The sequence below is a fragment of the Streptomyces sp. NPDC001770 genome, assembly GCF_053596135.1.
The window spans coordinates 96,130-116,552 of record NZ_JBSFFN010000028.1; the positions used below are offsets into that span (position 1 = coordinate 96,130).

A 20,423-nucleotide genomic window follows, 5' to 3' on the forward strand; every position below is an offset into this window, starting at 1 on the left:
TCAGCCCCTGCACGACCTAGCCCGGACTTCCGGAGCCACGGCGCCCGGGCGATGTCCCCCGTCCGTCCGGGGCGGGCGGCCCCGGAGAGATCGCTCCGTCCTCAGCCGAGGATGATTTCGACGAATTCCGCCCCGACGGGCGTTTCAGCGGAAATAGGAGCCCCCGCGATCACCGCGCACACCTGAGCGCGGCGGCGACACTTCGCTAAAAATTTCCCCTCGATACCGGATGCGTTCGGATCAGCATGGGATACCCCGCAGAAAGGGAATTCCCCGCGGGGCTTCGACGGCACCGGCGGTGTCCGCCGGCGAAGTGCAGGAGGACGACCGGGAGCCCTCACCCGCCCGTGGAACCTTCAGCGGTCGCACCGAACCTCCATCGACTCGTGCCCGCGCGGCGCCGACCGGCCACCCGCGCGGAACGTATGGGCGTCTCCTCGGAGGCACTCCGGAACAGCGCCCGGCACCCCCTTCACTCACAACAGTTGCCTGGCGATGTCGTTCGGGTTACGCCCGGCTGCGGAAAGTTGATGTGACCTGAGTCACCGTGAAGCCCGGCGGTGATCCGCCGGCGGTGTACGACGCGCCACCCGGGTCATGGGCCGGGCACGCACAGCCGCATCCCGGGCCCAGGCGGCCCCGTCCTCGCGCGGGGGTTCATCGCATCGGCGAGGAACCCCCGCGCGGCAGCGCCGGACCGGGCGGCTCGTCGGAGGTCCTGTACAGGCGCCGCAGCAGGGGGGCGACCGCCGCGCTCAGCAGGCAGACGACGAAGTGCAGTACGTAGAAGAGGGGAATCCCGAACAGCAGGGGACGGTCGGGCGGCACCGCGAGCGTCGCCGCCGCGGCGGCCACCGGCAGGAGTAACAGGGCCCACCGGGCCACGCGCCGCGCGGGCCCGCGTCCACCCCCGCTCCCGCTTCCGCTTCCGCTCCCGACGCACTCGTCTCCCGCAGCCTTCACTGGCACAACCGCACCCCTCCGAGTCGTTGACGTATCCGGTGGCCGGTAGCCCGAGAGTGACGGGACATGGCCGGCGGAGAAGACGGGAGTGCGCGAAAGAGGCGGTCCGGCACAGCGCGGCGCGTAGGTGCGGACTCCCGCGGAGCGCGGCGGCGGGAGCGTCCTCGCGCTCCGGCCGCCGGCTACGGGTGTTGGTTGCGCGCCCCGGGCGGAGGGTTTACGCGGACGCTGTTTTTGTCGAGTGGCGTGGATCACGTTCCGCGTCGGCGAAGCCCCTATTTCATGAGGTAGGACGCATGCCCGAGCAAGCGTGATCATTCGGCACCGCCCTCCGGCCGATCCTTGACCCCTCGCTCGGGCGCGACCTAAAGTGCCGCTGAGCAGAACCCGGTTGACGAAATACGCAGAAGAGTGGACGAGGGAAGCCTCACACCGAGCGACTTCGGGCACTCGGCCTACCGGCCGGCACAGTCCCCCGCAGATCCCTTGTTCTGAGCCGAGGGGGCGTCATCAGCCACGCGATCGCTGTGGGGTTCGTCCTCGTCGTCTGCTGTGCCCTGCTGGCCGGGGCCCGCCGCCCGCCGCGCGACGAGCTGCCGCACCCCACCCGCTGGGCGCTCGGCGGCCGCGGCTTCGGCACCGCCACCACCTGCCTGCTGCTCGGCGGCACCATCTACACGTCGTACACCTACATCGCCGTGCCCGGCCTCATGTTCGGCACCGGCGGGCTGGCGCTGTACTCCCTCGTCTACACCATGCTGCTCTCGCCGCTGATCCTGATCCTGCTGCCCCGGCTGCGCGACATCGGCGAGAAGCACGGTCTGGTCACCGCGGCCGACTACGTCCGTGTCCGGCACGGCTCCCATCCGCTGGCACTCGCGACGGCCCTCACCGGCATTCTGGCGACCATGCCCTACCTGGGGCTCCAAGTCGTGGGCATGGCGGCCGTGTTGCGCTCCATCGGGCTGGCCCCCGACGGGTTCGCGGGCTGCACGGTACTCGTCGTGCTCTTCCTGGCCTTCGCCCTGGTGACCCAGCCCGGGGGCCTGCGCGCGTGTGCCCGGATCTCGCTGGTCAAGGCCGTGCTCATCGGCGCAGCCGTCGTGGTGCTGCTCGTACTGACCGTCACCCGGCTCGGCACACCGGGACACATCTTCGAACTCGCGGGCGGGCGCGGCACGGCGATGGGGCAGTCCTACGGCGTGCCGACCCAGCACTTCACCACGTACGCCTCGCTCGCCCTCGGCTCCGCGCTCGCCCAGCTCATGTACCCGCAGGTTCTCCTGGTCGCCATGGCCAGCAGGTCCAAGGAGACGCTGCGGGCAGCCACCACGTTCCTGCCCGCGTGGAGCATGACGCTCGGACTCTGGGCCTTCTTCGGGATCGCCGCGCTCGCCGCGGGGGTGACGACCTCGCCCGGGCACGGCGAACTGGCCGTACCCACGCTCGTCCGCGAACTGGCCCCGGACTGGCTGGCCGGGCTGCTCTTCGGCGCACTCGCCGTGGCCGGCCTGCTGCCCGCCGTCGTCATGGCGATGAGCACGGCGATGCTGTTCGTCCGCAATGTCTACGTCGAGTACCTCAACCCCACGGCCACCCCCAAGCACGAGGTGCGGGTCGCCCGCGGCCCCGCACTCGTGATCATGGCAGGGGCCATCGTCTTCGCGCTCCTCATGAAGCCGCAGGACGCCATCAACCTCCATCTGCTCGGCGGCGTCTGGATCCTGCAGATCCTGCCCGCCGTCGCGGTGTCGCTGTTCACCCGCTGGTTCCACCGGCGCGCGCTGTTCCTCGGCTGGGCGCTGGGCATGGTCTCCGGCACCGTCCTGCTGGGGCTGCGCGGCTTCTCCACCGTGGTCGACATCGGCGTCGGCCCGGTGCACGCGCCGGTGTACGTCGCCCTGATCGCCCTCGCGCTCAACCTCGCGGTCGCCGCCCTGCTCACGCCCCTCCTCGACGCTCTCGGCGTGCCGCGGGGCACGGACGGCACGGCCGGAGGAGCGGGGTTCGAACGCCGCGGCTCCAAGTACGCCTTCGTCGTCGAATGAGTGAGGAACCCACCCCGTGAAGCCGCTCCTGCCACGACATAGCGAACCGCTCCGATCCCTCGCGCCCGCAGTCCCGCTGCCCCGGGACGTCGCGGTCCCGCCGCTCGCCCCTCTGGAGGCGCTCGACGAGAACGCCACCCTCAACCTGCGTGACGCCGACCGGGAAGTGGCGATCGCTCACATCTACGACCAGCACTACGCCGGGCTGGTGCGTCTCGCGGTGCTGCTCGGCGCCGAACAGGACGCGGAGGATCTCGTCTCGGAGGCGTTCTGCCAGCTCCACTACCGATGGGCGAAGCTGAAGACGCCCGAGGCCGCGGCGAGCTACCTCCGCTCCATAGTCTGCAACCTGGCGCGGATGCGCATACGCCGCATCAGGGTCGTCCGCCGGCACACCTACCGCGTGCCGGAAGACCTGGTCCGCTCCGCTGAGCAGCAGGTACTCCTCAACCAGGACCAGCGTGAACTCGTGGCGGCATTGGGTACGCTGTCGTCCCGGCAGCGGCAGGTCCTGGTGCTGAAGTACTGGCTGGACCTGAAGGAGACCGAGATCGCCGAGACGATGAAGATCTCCGTCGGAGCGGTGAAGTCGCACACCGCCAGGGGCATGGCGAAGCTGACGAGTGTCATGAAGGGAGCAGCCGGGTGAGCAGGGACACCGAGGACCTGCTGCGCAAGGTACTGAGCGACCTCGCCGCGTCGGTACCGGACGGTTCGGCGACGTCGTACCGCGTGGAACAGGCCCGCTGGCGCCGCCGGGAGTACCGGCGCCGGTGCGTCGTCGCGGTCCTGGTCCTTCTCATCGTCGCCGTCGTCTGCGCCATCGGCCTGATGACCCTCTCCAACGCGTCGCCGGACACCCACGTGGTCTTCGACAACACCGCTCCCGCGTAGGCGCCGGAGGCCACCACCCGGCGGTGACCGGCCGGCCCGCCCGGCAGAGCACGCATCTCCCCCGGGCAGCGGCCTGCGGCAACGGTTCCACCCGTACGCCTGGGCGCGTCCCACCCGGAGGGGCGGCCGGCTTCCCCGGCCGCCCCTCCGTCGTGTCCGGCCGCCGTCACCCCAGCCTGAGGTGGTGCAGCATCAGCAGTCCGGCTGCCATGTTGGCCGCGGGGACCCGGCCCCCGGCGATGAGGCCGGGTACGGACTTGAGGGGCACCCACTCCCGGCGCGAGGACTCGAACCCGTCGGTGGGCGGCCCGGTCCAGTGGGCCTCCTCGGCCCAGTAGAGGTGGTGGCGGGCGTCGGTGAGTCCGTTGGAGGGCTCCACCGTCATCAGCGGGCGCAGCGGGCCGGGGCGCCAGCCGGTCTCCTCCTCCATCTCCCGGGCGGCGGCGCGGGCGATGTCCTCGCCGTCCTCGACGACTCCGGCGGCGAGTTCCCAGCCCCAGCTGTCGGTGATGAAGCGGTGCCGCCAGAGCAGCAGGACCTCGTCGGCGTCGTTGACGACGGTGGCGGCGGCGACGGGGCGCAGCCGGATGACGTAGTGGTCGAGGTGCCTGCCGTCGGGGAGTCGGACGTCCGCGAGGTTCACTCGGAACCAGCGGTTTTCATAGACGGACTGTTCGTTCAGGTTCGCCCATTGCACAGTTCTGCCACCTTTCGTTCGTTTGGTGGCAACATCGCAGCAGGGGTGGCAGGTTGAAGGAGGGTGCGCTTCCGAATGCGCCGGGGCTCACAGGGGCACGCGCAGCGCTCCCCCGATCACTTCGGCGGCCCGCACGGCCTCCGCGCTCTTGCTGGCCGCGAGGTCGTCGCGGACGGCGCCCATCCGCTCGCGCAGCCTGCGGGACTCGACCCCGCGCGCGCGTTCCGCCATCTCCGTGGCCGTACGCGCCGCCCGGTCGGGCTCGCCGAGGCGCAGCTCCACCTGGGTCAGCATCGCGAGCCGGTGCACGCGCCCCCGGTCGTGCGCCGGGGCGTGCACGGCCAGGGCCGCGTGCTCCCTGGCGGCTTCGAGGTCGCCCAGGCCGAGCAGGGCCTCGGCGACCTGTACGTCCACCAGGCCGGGCTGGACGTATGCGGTCTCCTCCGGCTCCGCGCCGGGGAGGATGCGGGCCGCCAGGGCCTCGGCGCGGCCGATGCGCTCGCGGGCGGACCGGTCGTCCCCGAGCCGGGCGTACGCCTTGGCCTGCATGGCGTGGAGGTCCGCGGCGAGCGCGGGGGTGATGCGGTGGCCGGCGGCCCGTATCGCCGCCTCGGCGAAGGCGACCGCGCGGCGGAATTCCCCCAGGTGCAGCGACTGGTTGACCAGCAGGGCGATCACATAGCCGCCGAGCGCCCGGTCGCCGCTCGACTTGGCGAGGCGCAGCGCCTGGTGGAAGTAGCGCTGGGCCAGTCCGTGGGCGTCGGAGTCGTAGGCGCAGATGCCCGCGAGCGCGACGAGTCCGGCGGTCGCGCGGTGCAGCCGGCGGCCCGTCGCGTCGTCGTGGCCTGCGTGCAGCAGCGGGGCCGCCCCGGCGTTGAGGAAGCCCACCACCCGGCCTCTCGTGGCGATGCCGCCGGCCTTGCGGTAGAGGTGCTCGTAGTGGTTGCGGGCGGCGCGCAGGATCTCCAGGTCGGCGGGGCCGATGCGGGACGGGCCGGGGCGGGAGACGTCCCTGTCCTCGGGCGGGTTCTCCCATTCCCAGACGGGCATCACCGCCTCGGTCCCGGTGACGGCGGGGACACCGGTCAGCCGCGGGCTGTGCTGCCCGTCCGCACGCCAGAGCGCGGTGGCCCGTTCGACGAAGCCGGCGAGCGGGGTGCCGGGCGACGGCGCGGCCGGTGCGCCGGCCGCGCCCATGCCGATGTCGTCGAGGGTGACGGGCCGCCCGAGGCGCCGCCCGAGGACCTCGCAGATCAGGTCGGGTACCTCGCCGCGCGGGCGCTGGCCCTTCAACCAGCGGGACACGGCGGTGTGTTCGTACCGCAGCCGCAGCCCCCGGGCCTGGCCGGCCCGGTTCACGTGGGCGGCGAGCCCCGCCCGCGAGACCCCTGCCTCCTCCACGAGGGACTCCAGCAGGATGTTGGGCTCCGTACGGTCGCGCTCCACGCGTCCCCCCTTCCCGCGCCGGGCCGGAACAGGTGGGTCGGGCCTGTGCCGGACGCGTACGCCGCAAGGTGCCAGCCAAGCACCGATTCACACGGGGTGTGAACGGAATGCCCGAACCGTCCCCCTGTGCGCCCTCCCGCGGGGGGACGGGCGTGGGTTGACTGGGCGTCTCGCCGGATCGCGGCCGGGTCGTCGCGGCTCCCCCTCGTAAAGCTCCGACGGCCCTCGTCCGCACCGCCCGCTCTGCCGGCCTGCCCGACACACCACGGCAGGGCGGGCGGTGCAGGACCGCACGGTCCCACTGCCCGAACGAACAGGAGGGGTGGCCACGGGACGGAGGCCGGGGCCGAAGCGCTTCCGGTCCCGGCTCCGGGCCCGGGTGCGGTCCCCCGCGGACGGCGAGACGGAGGAGGGACGCATCCGTCATCGGATGCGTCCCTCCTCACCGTGCGGCGACGGCCGCCGCGCCGGGCGTCACGCCCCGCGCAGCACCGCGCCGTTGCGCTCGGCGGCGAGCGCCACGGCGGCGTCACGGGCGGCCGACGCCTCGTCGACCGTCAGCGTGCGGTCCGGGGCGCGGAAGCGCAGCGCGTACGCGAGCGACTTGCGGCCCTCACCGATCTGGTCGCCGGTGAACACGTCGAACAGCCGGAGCGATTCGAGGAGTTCGCCCGCGCCCTCGCGGAGAGTCGCCTCGACCTCGGCGGCGGGGACGTCGGTGGGGACGATGAGCGCGATGTCCTGGGTCGCCACCGGGAAGGTGGAGATCCGCGGAGCGCGGAGCGCGCCTTCGGCGGCCCGCTCCAGGACGTCGATCTCGATCTCCATGGCGCTGGTTCGCTCGGGAAGGTGGAGCTCCTTGACGACGCGCGGGTGGAGTTCGCCCGCGTGTCCGAGGAGGGTCTCCTCGCCGTTCACCGTGACGTACAGCGCGGCGCAGCGGCCGGGGTGCCACGGGGCGTGCCGGTCGGCGCGGACCGTCACCTCGACGCCCGCCTCGCGGGCGAGGGTGCGCGCCGCCTCGACGGAGTCCGCCCAGGTGGCCGGGCGGCCCTTGCCCCACCAGCCGGCCTGCTCGCGGGCGCCCGCGAGGACGACGGCGGCGTGGCGCGGCTGACGCGGCAGGGAGGTGTCGAGCGCGGCGATCTCCTCTTCCGAGGGGCGCCGGTCCACCGGGAGCCGGACGGCCTGCGTCTCGTGGCCGGTCGGCCGGAAGACCAGCCCGGTCTCGAAGAGCGCGAGGTCGTGGGAGCCGCGGCCGTCGTTGCGCCGCAGTGCGCCGAGGAGGCCCGGCAGCAGTGTGGTGCGCAGCGCCGGCTCCTCGTCGGAGAGCGGGTTGGCGAGGAGGACCGTGCGGCGCCGGGCGTCGTCGGTGTCCAGGCCGAGCTGGTCGAGGACGGTGTTCCCGATGAACGGGTAGTTCAGCGCCTCGACGTAGCCGGCGCCGGCCAGGGCCCGGCCGATGCGGCGGCCCAGCCGCTGACGGTCGGTGAGACCGCGGCCCGACGGCGGGGTCGGCAGGGTCGACGGGAGGTTCTCGTAGCCCTCCAGCCGGATGACCTCTTCGGCGAGGTCGTTCGGCTCGCTCAGGTCGGGGCGCCAGGACGGCACGGTGACCAGGAGCTCGTCCTGCCCGTAGACGTCGCAGCCGACCTCCTGGAGGCGGCGGACGACGATCTCGCGGCCGTAGTCGACCCCGGCCACCCGGCTGGGGTGGTTCGCGGGCATCGCGATGGTGCGGGGCGCGGACGGGGCGGTGATCTCGGTGACGCCCGCCTCGGCGGTGCCGCCGGCGAGCAGCACCAGCAGGTCGACCGTGCGCTGCGCGGCAGCGGCGGCGGCCTGCGGGTCGACGCCGCGCTCGAAGCGCTTGGACGCCTCGGTGGACAGCTTGTGCCGGCGCGAGGTGCGGGCGATCGAGAGCGCGTCGAAGTTCGCGGCCTCGACGACGACCTCGGTGGTGGCGGCGGTCCCGGTGCCGGCGTCGGCGATCTCCGTGTGGGCGCCGCCCATGACACCGGCGAGGCCGATGGGGCCGCGGTCGTCGGTGATGACGAGGTCCTCGGCGTCCAGGACGCGGACGACACCGTCGAGGGTGGTGAGCTTCTCGCCCTGCTGGGCGCGGCGGACGCCGATGGGGCCCTCGACGCGGGTGCGGTCGTAGGCGTGCAGCGGCTGGCCGAGCTCCAGCATCACGTAGTTGGTGATGTCGACGGCGAGCGAGACGGCGCGCATGCCGGCCTTCTGCAGCCGGCGCGTCATCCAGAGCGGCGAGCGGACCTCGGGGTCGAGACCGGTGACGGTGCGCGCGGTGAAGCGCGGGCAGCCGAACGGGTCGCTGATCCGGACCGGGTAGCCGAACGCGTTCGGGGCGGGTACGTCGAGCAGCGCCGGGTCGCGCAGCGGCAGGCCGTACGCGGTGGCGGTCTCGCGGGCGATGCCGCGCATCGACAGGGCGTAGCCGCGGTCGGGGGTGACGGCGATGTCGAGGACCTCGTCGACGAGCTGGAGCAGCTCGATCGCGTCGGTACCCGCCTCGGTCTCCGGCGACAGCACGATGATGCCGTGGGTGCCGTCGTCGCCCATGCCGAGCTCGTCGGTGGAGCAGATCATGCCGTGCGAGGTCTTGCCGTACGTCTTGCGGGCGGCGATCGCGAAGTCGCCGGGCAGGACGGCGCCGGGGAGGACCACGACGACCTTGTCGCCGACGGCGAAGTTGCGGGCGCCGCAGACGATCTCCTGCGGTTCGCCGGTGCCGTTGGCGGTACCGACGTCGACGGTGCAGAAGCGGATGGGCTTCTTGAAGCCCTCCAGCTCCTCGATGGTCAGGACCTCACCGACGACCAGCGGGCCGGTGAGGCCGGCGCCGGTCTGCTCGACGGTCTCGACCTCGAAGCCGGCGTCGACGAGCTTGGCCTGCACGTCACGGCCGGTCTCGGAAGCCGGCAGGTCGACGTATTCCCGCAGCCAGGAAAGCGGGACGCGCATCAGATCTCCATCCCGAACGGTCGGGTGAACCGGACGTCACCCTCGACCAGGTCTCGCATGTCTTCGACGTTGTGGCGGAACATCAGCATCCGTTCGATGCCGAACCCGAAGGCGAATCCGCTGTACTTCTCGGGGTCGACACCGCAGGCGACGAGCACCTTCGGGTTGACCATGCCGCAGCCGCCCAGCTCGATCCAGCCCTCGCTGCCGCAGGTGCGGCAGGGGCGGTCGGGGTTGCCGACGGACTCGCCGCGGCAGACGAAGCAGACCATGTCCATCTCGGCGGACGGCTCGGTGAACGGGAAGTAGTTCGGCCGCAGCCGGGTCTTCATGTCCGCGCCGAAGAGCGCCTGCACCATGTGGTCCAGGGTGCCCTTGAGGTCGGCCATGGTGAGGCCCTCGTCGATCGCGAGCAGCTCGATCTGGTGGAAGACCGGGGTGTGCGTCGCGTCGAGCTCGTCGGTGCGGTAGACCCGGCCGGGGCAGACCACGTAGACGGGGGGCTTGCGGCTGAGCAGCGACCGCGCCTGGACGGGCGAGGTGTGGGTACGCAGCACCACGCCGGACTCGTCGCCCTCGGTGGGACGGCCGTCGGCCGTCGTGCCGCGGACGAAGAAGGTGTCCTGCATCTGGCGGGCCGGGTGGTCGGGCACGAAATTCAGGGCGTCGAAGTTGAACCACTCCGCCTCGACCTCGGGGCCCTCCGCGATCTCGTAGCCCATGGCCACGAAGACGTCCGCGACGCGCTCCATGATGGTCGTCAGCGGGTGGCGGGCGCCGGCCGGGACGCGGTCGTAGGGCAGCGTGACGTCCACGGCCTCCTCGACGAGCACCCGGGCGTCCCGCTCGGCCTCCAGCTCGGCCTGGCGCGCGGCCAGGGCCTTGGAGACCGCGCCGCGGGCCTGGCCCACGCGCTTGCCCGCCTCGGCCTTGGCCTGCGGCGGCAGGGCTCCGATCTCGCGGTTGGCGAGCGACAGCGGCGAGGTACCCCCGGTGTGCGCGGTCTTCGCCTGGGCGAGCGCGTCGAGGTCGCCCGCGGCGGCGAAGGCGGCGAACGCCTCGTCCCGCATGCGCTCGATCTCTTCCGGTTTCAGTGCCTCGACCTCGACTGGGTCGTACGACTTGTTCGGTGCCGACATCTCTTCCCGTGCTTCCGATTGGCTGATACTGCCCGTATCGGGGGACACCCCGAGACCCCCGTGGCCCTGCTCGACGGCAGGAGGACGCAAAGGTGCCAAAGGTCGAGTCTAAAGGCCGTGGGGGCGGTACGAAGCCCGTGGGCTGCTCGGAGGCCCTGCACCGCGCGGTGCGAAGGCGCCCGATCCCTCCGCGCGATCCTGGTTATCGCAGGTACGCGGGGGTGCTCACGGGCAGGATAAATCGAAACTCCGCGCCCCCGCCGGGCGCCCGGTCGACCGTGATGGTGCCGCCGTGGGCGGCGACGATGCCCTTGACGATGTAGAGGCCCAGGCCGGTGCCGCCGCGCTTGCTGCCGCGCCAGAAGCGGGTGAAGACGCGGGCCATCGACTCCTCGGGGATGCCGGGCCCTTCGTCGCTCACGGTGACCGCCGTTCCTGTCTCGTCGTTGTCCGCCGGGGCGGGTGCGATGTCGATGGTGACAGTTCCCTCGCCGTGGCGCACCGCGTTTTCCAGCAGGTTGCCGAGCACCTGGTCGATCTTGTCGGGGTCCGCCCAGAGATCGGGCAGCGGGTGCTCGGTACGGACGAGGAAGCGGTCGGGCGACTGGCCGCTGGCGACGAGGGCCTGTACGTGGCGGGCGACGGCTGCCGAGATGTCGACGGGCTGGCGGCGCAGCTCCAGCCGGCCGGAGTCGATCCGGGAGATGTCGAGCAGTTCGGCGATGAGGCGGGTGATGCGGCCGGCGTCGGCGTCGACCGTCTCAAGCATGAGCCGCTTCTGGTCGTCGGAGAAACGTTCCCACTTGGCGAGCAGCGTGGCGGTGAACCCCTTGACGGAGGTCAGCGGGGAGCGCAGCTCGTGGGCGACGGTGGCGATGAGGTCGGAGTGGCTGCGCTCGGTACGGCGGCGGGCCTCGGTCGAGCGGAGGGAGACGACCACCCGCCGGACGGGGCCGGTGGGGTGGTCGCGGACGTACCGCGCGGAGACGAGGACCTCGCGTCCGCCGGGGAGCAGCAGATTCCGCTCGGGCTGGCCGACCCGGGTGGCGAGGCCGCCGTAGGGATCGGTCAGGGTCCACCAGCGGCGGCCCTTGAGGTCTTCGAGGGGCAGTGCCTGTTCCAGCCGGCTGCCGAGGGCGACTTCCTTCGCCACGGAGGTGATCTTGACGGCGGCGGCGTTGAAGCAGACGATGCGCCCGGTCCGGTCGGCGACGACCAGCCCGTCCGGCAGGTCGTCCGGCTCGACGCCGGGGAGGATGTCCGTGGGGGCGGAGCCGCCCGCCGCGTACTCGTCCGCCCCGGGGCGGACGACGGTGGTCGTCGTCCGACGCGGCCTGCTCATGCCGACAGCCATTTTCCCGTACCCCACCTCTCGAACCGGTGCAGTGGGCCCCGAGCCCGTCACCCTACTAGGCGTCGGTGAGCCCGCGACACCCTGCGGGGGCGCGCGGAAGGGCGCATCGGCGAACACCGGCTCATGCGTGGCCGGAACTTGCCCGGTCGCCTCGCGCCGGGGCGCACGACCGCGCGCATGCAGGGGCGGGAACGCCCCGCACGCCCGCACGCCCGGTCGCACGCGGGCCTACGGGCGGATGTGCACGCGCGGGCACACAGCGGGCGCGCCGGACAGGCGCGCCGCCGGGTCAGGACGCCGTACGGGGGCGCTGCGCGCGGGCGGAGGCGTAGAGGCAGACGGCGGCGGCGGTGGCGAGGTTGAGGCTCTCCGCCTTGCCGTGGATGGGCACCCGGACCACCGCGTCGGCGAGGGCGCGGGTCTCCTCGGGGAGGCCCCAGGCCTCGTTGCCGAAGACCCAGGCGGTGGGGCCGCCCATGGTGCCGGCGTCGAGCTCGTCGTCGAGGTCGGCGGTACCGGCCCCGTCCGCGGCCAGCACCCGCGCACCGGCGTCCCGCAGCCCCTGGACGGCCAGCTCGACCGGTACGCCGATCGCGACCGGCAGGTGGAAGTGCGAACCGACCGACGCGCGCACCGACTTGGGGTTGTACAGGTCGACCGAGGCATCGGTGAGGACCACCGCGTCCGCTCCCGCCGCGTCGGCGCAGCGCAGCACCGTACCGGCGTTGCCGGGGTCGCGTACGTTCGCCAGTACGGCCACCAGGCGGGGCTTCGCGGCGAGGATGTCCTCGAACGGCGAGTCCAGGAAGCGGCAGACGCCGATCAGGCCCTGGGGGGTGACGGTCTGGGAGACGTCGGCGAGGACGTCCGCGTCGGCGAGGTGCACCCGGGCACCGGCCGCGTGGGCGGCGTCGATGATCTCCGTGTACCGCTCGGCGGCCTCCACGGTGGCGAACAGCTCGATCAGGGTGGGTTCGCCATCGGCGCCCCGGTGCACGGCGGCCTCACGCACGGCCTGCGGCCCCTCGGCGATGAACCGTCGCTCCTTGACGCGGAAGTTCCGCTTGGCCAGCCTCCGGGCGGCGGCGACGCGGGGCGAACGCGGGGAGATCAGTTCGGGGATGCCCATGGTCGGCGGCGGGCCTCTCTGCGTGCGGCGGGACTCGGGGGTGTCCGGCGGATCAGGGTCACGCGCCCCGGACGGGCGTGTGACGCACCGGGAAGGCGTGTGACGCACCGGACCCGCAGGCGACGAGCGCCTGCGGGTCCGGGTCAAGCACCTTCAAGTACGCCTGGGTCAGGCGGCCTTGGGGGCGTTCACGTCGGCCGGGAGGGCCTTCTTCGCGACCTCGACGAGGGCGGCGAACGCGTTGGCGTCGTTGACCGCGAGCTCGGCCAGGATCTTGCGGTCCACCTCGATGTTGGCGGCCTTCAGACCCTGGATGAGGCGGTTGTAGGTCATGCCGTTCTGGCGGGCAGCGGCGTTGATGCGCTGGATCCAGAGCTGGCGGAAGTCGCCCTTGCGCTTCTTGCGGTCGTTGTAGTTGTAGACCAGGGAGTGGGTGACCTGCTCCTTGGCCTTGCGGTACAGGCGCGAACGCTGACCGCGGTAACCGCTGGCGGCCTCGAGGATCGCCCGGCGCTTCTTGTGGGCGTTTACTGCCCGCTTGACGCGTGCCACTTTTAACTCCTTGTAGCGGGGCTGGTGTTCATGTCTTCGACGCACCCAGCCCGGAAACGAATTGGTCCCGGTGTGATCGAGGTCGGCCGCCCGGACTCACCGGGGGCCAGGACCTCACTTGCCGAGAAGCTTCTTGATCTTCTTGGCGTCGGCCGGAGCCACGACGACCGTGCCGGTCAGCGAGCGGGTCTTCTTGGACGACTTGTGCTCCAGGAGGTGGCGCTTGCCCGCCTTCTCACGGAGCACCTTGCCGGAGCCGGTGATCTTGAAGCGCTTGCTGGTACCGCTGTGCGTCTTGTTCTTCGGCATCGCGCCGTTCTCTCCTCGTCAGTGGCGCCCCTCACGGTGCGGGCACCGCGCGTTCAGGGGCGTCAGATCTCTGTGGATTCCGGGAGGACCGGGGGCCGCCTGGATGGCGGCCCCGAGGTCACGCCTCGGAAGGTGTCTCGCCCGAAGCCTCGGCAGGAGCCTCGGCGGGTGCCTCGGCCTGCTCCTGGGGCTCACCCTCGGACTCGGTGTCCTGGGTGGTGCCCTGGCGCTCGGCCTTGCGGGCGGCCTGCGCCTCGCGGGCCTCCGCCATGGCTTCGGTCTTCTTCTTGTGCGGGCCCAGAACCATGATCATGTTCCGGCCGTCCTGCTTGGGGTTGGACTCGATGAAGCCGAGTTCCTCGACGTCCGAAGCGAGACGCTGGAGCAGGCGGAAGCCGAGCTCCGGGCGGGACTGCTCACGACCACGGAACATGATCGTGATCTTGACCTTGTCGCCCTGCTTCAGGAACCGGACGACGTGACCCTTCTTGGTGTCATAGTCGTGCGGGTCGATCTTCGGCCGGAGCTTCATCTCCTTGATGACCGTGTGCGCCTGGTTCTTGCGCGCCTCACGGGCCTTCATGGCCGACTCGTACTTGAACTTCCCGTAGTCCATGAGCTTGCACACGGGCGGACGGGCAGTCGCCGCCACCTCGACCAGGTCGAGGTCGTACTCCTGTGCGAGCTCCAGGGCCTTGGCAAGCGGAACAATCCCGACCTGCTCGCCGCTGGGTCCGACAAGTCGCACCTCGGGAACGCGAATCCTGTCGTTGATGCGGGGCTCGGCGCTGATGGATCCTCCTAGGTAGCACCACGGGACCGCCTGGCGGACAGCCTCGTAACGTCTGTTTTCGACAAGACCAACCGCGCCGGGATATGAAAAATGCCCCGGACGGGAACACAGGCGGGGCTCCTGGAAATACCGGAACACCGCCGCGTGCAATCCGCGGGGCGCATCGGACGGCTCCATCGTCCGTACGGAACGATGGTGGCCGTCTGACCGGTGACCCGTCGCCCTGAGGGCGACCAGGTGGGAGATCGGAGCCTCCACTTGTGGGCCGAGCACATAGGTGTCCGGCCGGTCGTTACACAAGGTTAGCAGCCACCGGACGCCGACGCTAATCCCGCGCCCCGCGGCCCTCACGCCTCCGGCCCGGCTCCCGCGCGCGGGGACGTACGGGACCCGCCGTATCGTGTGGGGCATGAGTGACGCCCCCAGCACCGAGAACCCCGGCTTCGACGAAATGGCCCGCGACATCGCGGAGGTCCCCGCCGTCGAGGTGATCGTGACCGTCGCGGTCAACCTGATGAGCGCCGCCGCCGTGAAGCTCGGCCTGACCGAGGAGGGCGAGGAGCACAAGGACCTCGACGAGGCCCGCAAGCTCGTGCACGCCCTCGCCGGCCTGCTGGACGCCAGCACGACCGAGATCAGCACCTTCCACGCCTCGCCGCTGCGCGACGGGCTGAAGTCGCTCCAGCTCGCCTTCCGCGAGGCCTCGCTCGTACCGGACGAGCCGGGCACCGGCCCGGGCGAGAAGTACACGGGTCCGGTCTACGGCTAGGCAGCACCCGGAGAGCGCACCACGGAGCCCGCCTCCCCCCATGGGGGACGGCGGGCTCCGTGGTGTCGGGCGGTTGCCGTCGCTCAGGCCGTCCCCGCCTCGTCGGCCGGAACGTCGCCCGCCTCGGCGGCACCCGTGGAGACCGGGTGCGTCAGACGGTGGGCGAGCGCGGCGATGACGCCGCCCACGAGTGGCGCCACGATGAAGAGCCAGAGCTGCGAGAGCGCCGGGCCGCCGGCGAAGATGGCGGGCCCCAGACTCCGGGCGGGGTTGACCGACGTACCGGTCAGCGGGATGCCCACCAGGTGGATCACCGCGAGCGAGAGGCCGATGGGGAGTCCGTCGAAGCCGATCACCGCGACCTTGTGGGTCACCGCCAGGACGACGAAGACGAGCAGGAACGTCAGCACCACCTCGGCGAGGAACGCGCCGCCCTGGCTGAGGTGGACCTCGGAGCGGGCGCCGTAGCCGTTGCTGCCGAACTTGCCGTGCGTCTGGAGTCCCGGGACCTGCTTCGCCAGCAGGAAGAGCAGCGCCGCTCCCGCGATGCCGCCCGCGAACTGCGCGACCCAGTACGTGACCGCCGTACGCGGGTCGATGCGCCGGGCCATCAGCATGCCGAGGGTCACCGCGGGGTTCACGTGGCAGCCGGAGACAGGACCGAGTGCGTAGGCGAGCGCCAGCAGGGTGAACCCGAACGCGAGGGCGATGCCCACCGTTCCGATGAAGTCGACGGCGAGCACCGCGGAACCGACGGCGAAGAACACCAGGAGCAGCGTCCCCAGAAACTCTGAGACAACCGTCCGCGTCTGCATACAACCACCTCGCGAAGTTCGTCCGGCTTTATTCCACTTCGCCCAGTTTCAAGGGAAAGCAGCGGACGCGCTCGCTGGGCCGTTCAGGTGGCGGGGACGGCTCCCGAGGCCGACCATGCGCCTCGCGGGCTCCGGAGGCCGGCCGTGTGCCTCGCGGGCTCGGGAGGCCCCCCATGCACCCGGCGGGCCCCGGAGGCCGTGCGCTCAGCGGGTGAAGAGCGCCTCGCCGGGAGCGGGCGCTCCGGCGGGCAGCACGGCGAGGTCGAGGCCGCGTACGAGCCGGGCGCGCAGCACCTCGCTGGCGGAGAGCGCGGAGGCCACCCGGCGCGCCGCCTCGGCGGGGGCGGCGTCCGGAGCGAGGACGAGCGCGAGGGTGCCGTCGGCGCTCCCGGGGCCCAAGTGGGCGCGGAGCACGGCGGGTTCGGCGGAGACGATGTCCCGTACGGCCTTGACGACGGCGGGGTCGTCCAGCGGGTCGGCGCTGGACCGCCCCTCGGCGAGGGCGCGCAGTGCGGAGCCGGAGAGTTCGAAGGCGACGGGCCCGGCGAGGTCCAGCACGACCGTGTCCGCCTTCTCGTGGGCGGCGGCCTGGAGCGCCTGGTGCAGGGGTACGGCGACGGGGCGGGCCTGCGGGTCCCAGCGCGCCAGGGACGCGGTGGACGTGAAGGCGGGCAGCGCGCGCCGGTTCCCCGCCTTGAGGGTGGGGACGGCCATGTCGCTGGTCTTCTCGCGGCGCAGCCCGTTCTCGTCCTCTTCCACCTCGCCGAGGACGGCGACGACAGGCACCAGGAGCCGGGCGTCCCGGAGGGCTGCGAGCACCGGCCCGACGGCCGACCTGTCCTCCGACCAGGCGGTGAGCGCCGCCGTCAGCTCGGGGGCGGCGGTGCCGTCGTCGTCGGAGAAACCGGGGTCCGGAATGTTCTTGAGCTCCACGGGACGAGCGTAGTGGGTCCCTTTTCTCACCCTGACGACAGGTTCGCCACAGGCTCCTCTCAGCTGCCCTTCCTAGCGTGCGGCCATGCCCCGACGGAGAATACGCAGGTCAGTGATGTCCGCCTCGGTGACGGCGTTGGCCGTGCTGGCCGGTACGGCGGCCGGCGGCGCGTACCTGACGAGCCACGCGGCCGACGGCGCGGCCACTCCGGTGGCCTCGGTGGCCTCGGCCTCGTCGCGGGCCGCCTCGCCAGGGGGCGGTACACCGTCCGCGGCGGCGAGCGCGACGAGTGAGGAGGCCGTGGTGGAGTACGACGCGCTGGTGGCGGCGGCCGTCCGGCCGGTGGCCGGTGACGCGCGGCTGTCGGTCGCCGTCCTCGACACCGGGAGCGGGGCGGGCGGCGCGTACGAGAGCACCGCCGGGCAGACCTTCGACACGGCCAGCATCGTGAAGGTGGACATCCTGGCCGCGCTGCTGCTGACCGCGCAGGACGAGGGCCGGGAGCTGACCGCGAGTGAGCGCGCCTCCGCGGCCACCATGATCGAGAACAGTGACAACGCCTCGGCGACGCGGCTGCTCCAGGTGGTCGGCGGCGAGAGCGCGCTGGACGCGGCGAACGAGCGGCTGGGGCTGACCGGTACCACCGCCTCCCACGCGTGGGGGCTGAGCCGGACCACCGCGGCCGACCAGGTGCGGCTGCTGGAGGCGGTCTTCGCCCCGTCCGCCTCCACCGCGCGCTCCCCCCTGTCGGCGGACTCCCGGGCCTACGTCCAGGAGCTGATGGGCCAGGTGGAGGCGGACCAGCGATGGGGCGTGTCGGCGGCGGGCGGCGACGCGCTCCTGAAGAACGGCTGGATGCCCCGGACCACCACCGGACTGTGGGACATCAACAGCGTGGGGCGGGTCTCGTCGGGCGGCAGGACGTATCTGGTGGCCGTGCTCAGCGACGGGCATGCCACCCAGCAGGCGGGCATCGCCCTGGTCGAGGCGGCGGCGAAGGCCGCGGTGGGGGCGGTCGCGGCGGCGGGCTGACGGTGCGGCCTTCCGCATGCCCGGCTTGTGGAGGGGACGGTCAGCCGAAGGGTGATGCCGGGCGGTTCCTGCCGCGCCACAGCACCACGGCGGCCGCCAGGAACAGGACGCCGGCCACTCCGGCGGCCGGGGCGGTCCAGGCGGCCGGTCCGCCGTCGTCGGTCGCGGGGGCGGGGCCGGAGCCGAAGTACTTCTTGCCGTAGCCGGCCGCGGCGGCCTTGCTGTCCGCCTGTGCGGCGTCCCCGCCCGCCGCGATGGCCGCCGACGGATCGACGATCCCGTAGCCGTGGGTGTCGTCCCGGCCGCCGGCCGGGGCGTCGCGGGCCGTCTTCGCGAGGAGCGTCTTGATCTGCGCGGGGGTGAGGTCGGGGTGCGCGGCGCGGACCAGGGCGACGGCTCCGGACACGAAGGCCGCGGCGGCCGAGGTGCCCCACTCGATGTAGTAGTGGCGGTCCGGGTTGGCGACGACGATGTCGTCGCCGGGTGCGCTGACGGTGGCGTACCAGTGCCGGGTGGAGAACGAGGCATGGGTGCCGTACTTGTCGACGGCGGCGACGGCGATGACGCCGGGGTAGGCCGCCGGGTAGGAGGTGCTGTCCCCCTTCTCCCCGCTGTTGCCCGCCGAGGCGACGACGGAGACGCCCTTGGCGAGGGCGTACTGGATGGCGTTGTCCTCGGAGGCGTCCGCGTGGGCGGACTTGCTGTCGTCGCCCAGCGAGAGGTTGATGACGTCGGCGCCGTGGTCGGCGGCCCAGCGGATGCCGTCGGCGAGGGCGGTGCCCCGGGACGCGCGCGCCTTCGCCCGGGCGGCGTCGGTGGACTCCAGGATCACCCGGACCGGCAGGATCTTCGCCTCGGGTGCGACGCCGAGCACGCCGTCGCTCTGGCCGGCTCCGTTGCCGTGCCCGGCGATGATGCCGGCCATGGCGGTGCCGTGCAGGGCCCATGCCTTGTCGCCGGGGCCCGCGCCGAAGCCGATGAGGTCCTTGCCGGGGAGCACTCCGCCGACGAGGTCGGGGTGGCTGTCGTCGACGCCGGTGTCGAGCACCGCGACGGTGATGCCCCGGCCCTTGGTGGTCCGCCAGGCCTGGTCGGTGTGGAGGGAGGCGAGGGCCCACTGCCGGTCCCGGATGGCGTCGGCCCGCGCGGGGGTGGCGGGCAGCAGCGCGAGCAGCCCGGCGGCGGAGGCGGCGACGAGGGCCCGCGCGGCCCGCGCACGCCCGGTGGCGGCGGTGGAGCGGGCGGTGCCGGGTGCGGCGGGGAATCGGGGGCTCATCGCGGCTTCCTCTCCGTCAGGTCGGCGACCGCCGTGCGCAGGGCGCGTTCCACCCGGCCGGCCACGCCCTCGGCGTCGTTGCCGAGGCCCGCCTCGGCGACGGCCGTGGTGGCGCCCCGGGCCATGGCGCGGGCGGCGGGCTGCGGATCGGTGACGGCGCGTCCGTCCGCGAACCCGGAGACCGCGTACACGAGGACGGGCAGTCCGGTCAGGACGTGCGTCGTCCAGGCGGCACGCTGGGCGGCCCCGAACCCCTCGGCGACGGTGGCCGGCACGGGGTACGTACGGGGCATCAGGTCCTTGCGCTCGCCGAGCCCCTGGTCGGCGAACCGGGTGGCGAGCGCCCGCATCGCGGTGTCGTCCGCCTCGGTGAAGACCATGCCCACGGTGGTGACCGTGCTGCGCGTCGCGTCGGTGTAGGTGGCGCGGACCACGCGCACGCAGCCGACCGGCCCGAGGGCGCGTACCAGCAGCGGGTCGAGGGCCTCCGCGCAGTCGCCGTCGGCGGCCACCCCGAGCCGGGTCCACACCCGGTCGGCTCCGCCCGGTCCGGCGCCCTTGCCCTGGAGGGTGCGCGGGAAGAGCGTGTCGACGGGGAGGCTGTGCCAGGCGCTGCGGGCGGTGGACCAGGAGGTGTTCCCGCCGGACGAGGCGGAGGCGTCGTCGGTGAGCCACGCCCCGGCGGCCGCCCCGCCGATCAGTCCGATGCCGAGCACGACGCAGGTGGCCGCGGCGACGGTCCTGGCCCGCTGCCGGGGCTCCGGCCTGATCGGCCGCAGCCGGGTGGTCCGCTCCATCGGTGTCTCGGGGAAGCCGTAGCGCGGCGGTACGGGGTACGTGCCGGGGTGCCGCGTCCCGTACGGGGCCTGCGGCGGGGCGCCGGGCGGCGGCGTGAGGTCCACCGCCCCGACGGGCCTGCGCCGGGCGGCGGGGGGCGGCACGGGCGGCTGGGCGGCGGGCGGCCGGGCGGGCGTGACCGGCGGCCGGGCGCCGGGGACCTGCGGCGCGGTGCGCGCGGGGGCGGCCGGGACGGGCCGCAGCCGGGCGGTGGTCTCGGACGGCGTCGGCGCGGGGACGGACGGTGGTACCGACGGCGGTACGGGGGGTTGCGCGGCAGGGGCCCCCGGGCGCAGGCGCCGGGTGGTCTCGGAGGAAATCTGTCCGGAGCCGGACGGCGGCCGGCCGGAGGAGGCGGCGGTCAGGGCCACGATGACGGCACCGGCGGCGGCGAGCGCGTACCTCTCGGCGGCGTGCTTGGTCGGCGTCGGGCGGTGGGAGGCGAGGG

General features: G+C 72.9%; 19 protein-coding genes. 5 read left to right on the plus strand and 14 right to left on the minus strand.

Going from position 1 to position 20,423, the window contains the following annotated elements; all coding sequences use genetic code 11:
• Positions 1 to 657 precede the first annotated feature (657 nt).
• Positions 658 to 855, minus strand: coding sequence for a hypothetical protein (locus ACWCSV_RS23830; RefSeq protein ID WP_451145340.1), 198 nt, complete (start codon positions 853 to 855; stop codon positions 658 to 660).
• A 635-nt stretch (positions 856 to 1,490) separates the two neighbouring features.
• Here ACWCSV_RS23830 and ACWCSV_RS23835 point away from each other — a divergent pair.
• The 3 genes from ACWCSV_RS23835 to ACWCSV_RS23845 are packed head-to-tail and all read left to right on the plus strand — an operon-like array spanning position 1,491 to position 3,905.
• Entirely contained in the window at positions 1,491 to 3,011 is a 1,521-nt protein-coding gene (locus tag ACWCSV_RS23835) for a sodium:solute symporter family protein (protein WP_451145342.1), read from the plus strand.
• Positions 3,012 to 3,027: 16 nt separating this feature from the next.
• Positions 3,028 to 3,660: an RNA polymerase sigma factor gene (locus tag ACWCSV_RS23840; protein WP_451145344.1), complete on the plus strand. Its 633-nt coding sequence runs from the start codon at positions 3,028 to 3,030 to the stop codon at positions 3,658 to 3,660.
• Entirely contained in the window at positions 3,657 to 3,905 is a 249-nt protein-coding gene (locus tag ACWCSV_RS23845) for a hypothetical protein (RefSeq protein WP_451145346.1), read from the plus strand. Before ACWCSV_RS23840 ends, ACWCSV_RS23845 begins: the two co-directional genes overlap by 4 nt.
• Positions 3,906 to 4,071: 166 nt before the next feature.
• On the opposite strand, the gene ACWCSV_RS23850 is transcribed toward ACWCSV_RS23845, so the two are convergent.
• The 9 genes from ACWCSV_RS23850 to infC all read right to left on the minus strand — a co-directional run bounded on the left by ACWCSV_RS23850 (position 4,072) and on the right by infC (position 14,312).
• Positions 4,072 to 4,602, minus strand: coding sequence for an NUDIX hydrolase (locus ACWCSV_RS23850; RefSeq protein WP_451145348.1), 531 nt, complete (start codon positions 4,600 to 4,602; stop codon positions 4,072 to 4,074).
• 87 nt (positions 4,603 to 4,689) lie between these two features.
• On the minus strand, positions 4,690 to 6,048 hold the full coding sequence (locus tag ACWCSV_RS23855) for a transcriptional regulator (RefSeq protein WP_451145350.1): 1,359 nt from the start codon (positions 6,046 to 6,048) through the stop codon (positions 4,690 to 4,692).
• Between the two features lie 474 nt (positions 6,049 to 6,522).
• The gene (gene pheT / locus ACWCSV_RS23860; RefSeq protein WP_451145352.1) at positions 6,523 to 9,036 is read right to left on the minus strand and encodes a phenylalanine--tRNA ligase subunit beta; all 2,514 of its coding nucleotides are present in this window, start codon (positions 9,034 to 9,036) and stop codon (positions 6,523 to 6,525) included.
• Positions 9,036 to 10,175, minus strand: a complete 1,140-nt coding sequence (pheS, locus tag ACWCSV_RS23865) for a phenylalanine--tRNA ligase subunit alpha (protein ID WP_451145354.1) — start codon at positions 10,173 to 10,175, stop codon at positions 9,036 to 9,038. The genes pheT and pheS overlap by 1 nt, the downstream gene beginning before the upstream one ends.
• Positions 10,176 to 10,377: 202 nt before the next feature.
• The gene (locus ACWCSV_RS23870; RefSeq protein WP_451145356.1) at positions 10,378 to 11,529 is read right to left on the minus strand and encodes an ATP-binding protein; all 1,152 of its coding nucleotides are present in this window, start codon (positions 11,527 to 11,529) and stop codon (positions 10,378 to 10,380) included.
• A gap of 289 nt (positions 11,530 to 11,818) precedes the next feature.
• On the minus strand, positions 11,819 to 12,658 hold the full coding sequence (locus ACWCSV_RS23875; protein WP_451011910.1) for a TrmH family RNA methyltransferase: 840 nt from the start codon (positions 12,656 to 12,658) through the stop codon (positions 11,819 to 11,821).
• A gap of 168 nt (positions 12,659 to 12,826) precedes the next feature.
• Entirely contained in the window at positions 12,827 to 13,210 is a 384-nt protein-coding gene (gene rplT / locus ACWCSV_RS23880; protein ID WP_266702543.1) for a 50S ribosomal protein L20, read from the minus strand.
• Between the two features lie 114 nt (positions 13,211 to 13,324).
• Positions 13,325 to 13,519, minus strand: a complete 195-nt coding sequence (gene rpmI, locus ACWCSV_RS23885; protein ID WP_266702544.1) for a 50S ribosomal protein L35 — start codon at positions 13,517 to 13,519, stop codon at positions 13,325 to 13,327.
• Positions 13,520 to 13,637: 118 nt separating this feature from the next.
• The gene (infC, locus tag ACWCSV_RS23890) at positions 13,638 to 14,312 is read right to left on the minus strand and encodes a translation initiation factor IF-3 (RefSeq protein ID WP_451145374.1); all 675 of its coding nucleotides are present in this window, start codon (positions 14,310 to 14,312) and stop codon (positions 13,638 to 13,640) included.
• Between the two features lie 409 nt (positions 14,313 to 14,721).
• On the opposite strand from infC, the gene ACWCSV_RS23895 reads away from it, so the two are divergent.
• Complete coding sequence (locus tag ACWCSV_RS23895; RefSeq protein ID WP_266702546.1) at positions 14,722 to 15,081, plus strand: DUF1844 domain-containing protein; 360 nt, start codon at positions 14,722 to 14,724, stop codon at positions 15,079 to 15,081.
• Positions 15,082 to 15,164: 83 nt separating this feature from the next.
• On the opposite strand, the gene ACWCSV_RS23900 is transcribed toward ACWCSV_RS23895, so the two are convergent.
• Both ACWCSV_RS23900 and ACWCSV_RS23905 read right to left on the minus strand, forming a co-directional pair.
• Positions 15,165 to 15,896, minus strand: coding sequence for an MIP family channel protein (locus ACWCSV_RS23900; protein WP_451145358.1), 732 nt, complete (start codon positions 15,894 to 15,896; stop codon positions 15,165 to 15,167).
• 204 nt (positions 15,897 to 16,100) lie between these two features.
• Positions 16,101 to 16,829, minus strand: a complete 729-nt coding sequence (locus ACWCSV_RS23905) for an SseB family protein (RefSeq protein ID WP_451145360.1) — start codon at positions 16,827 to 16,829, stop codon at positions 16,101 to 16,103.
• Positions 16,830 to 16,914: 85 nt separating this feature from the next.
• On the opposite strand from ACWCSV_RS23905, the gene ACWCSV_RS23910 reads away from it, so the two are divergent.
• Positions 16,915 to 17,862, plus strand: a complete 948-nt coding sequence (locus ACWCSV_RS23910; protein ID WP_451145362.1) for a serine hydrolase — start codon at positions 16,915 to 16,917, stop codon at positions 17,860 to 17,862.
• 40 nt (positions 17,863 to 17,902) lie between these two features.
• Here ACWCSV_RS23910 and mycP read toward each other — a convergent pair whose 3' ends face one another.
• The gene (mycP, locus tag ACWCSV_RS23915) at positions 17,903 to 19,138 is read right to left on the minus strand and encodes a type VII secretion-associated serine protease mycosin (protein ID WP_451145364.1); all 1,236 of its coding nucleotides are present in this window, start codon (positions 19,136 to 19,138) and stop codon (positions 17,903 to 17,905) included.
• Positions 19,135 to 20,423: hypothetical protein (locus ACWCSV_RS23920; RefSeq protein WP_451145366.1), on the minus strand; the 1,289-nt coding region annotated here is incomplete at its 5' end. The genes mycP and ACWCSV_RS23920, both read right to left, overlap by 4 nt.

What these genes read in the sequence shown, in the direction of transcription:
- pheT (WP_451145352.1), bottom strand. Translation starts at nt 9,036, where the DNA reads ATGCGCGTCCCGCTTTCCTGGCTGCGGGAATACGTCGACCTGCCGGCT.
- ACWCSV_RS23870 (WP_451145356.1), bottom strand. Translation starts at nt 11,529, where the DNA reads ATGGCTGTCGGCATGAGCAGGCCGCGTCGGACGACGACCACCGTCGTC.
- ACWCSV_RS23910 (WP_451145362.1), top strand. Translation starts at nt 16,915, where the DNA reads ATGCCCCGACGGAGAATACGCAGGTCAGTGATGTCCGCCTCGGTGACG.
- ACWCSV_RS23875 (WP_451011910.1), bottom strand. Translation starts at nt 12,658, where the DNA reads ATGGGCATCCCCGAACTGATCTCCCCGCGTTCGCCCCGCGTCGCCGCC.
- ACWCSV_RS23900 (WP_451145358.1), bottom strand. Translation starts at nt 15,896, where the DNA reads ATGCAGACGCGGACGGTTGTCTCAGAGTTTCTGGGGACGCTGCTCCTG.
- rpmI (WP_266702544.1), bottom strand. Translation starts at nt 13,519, where the DNA reads ATGCCGAAGAACAAGACGCACAGCGGTACCAGCAAGCGCTTCAAGATC.
- ACWCSV_RS23895 (WP_266702546.1), top strand. Translation starts at nt 14,722, where the DNA reads ATGAGTGACGCCCCCAGCACCGAGAACCCCGGCTTCGACGAAATGGCC.
- pheS (WP_451145354.1), bottom strand. Translation starts at nt 10,175, where the DNA reads ATGTCGGCACCGAACAAGTCGTACGACCCAGTCGAGGTCGAGGCACTG.
- mycP (WP_451145364.1), bottom strand. Translation starts at nt 19,138, where the DNA reads ATGAGCCCCCGATTCCCCGCCGCACCCGGCACCGCCCGCTCCACCGCC.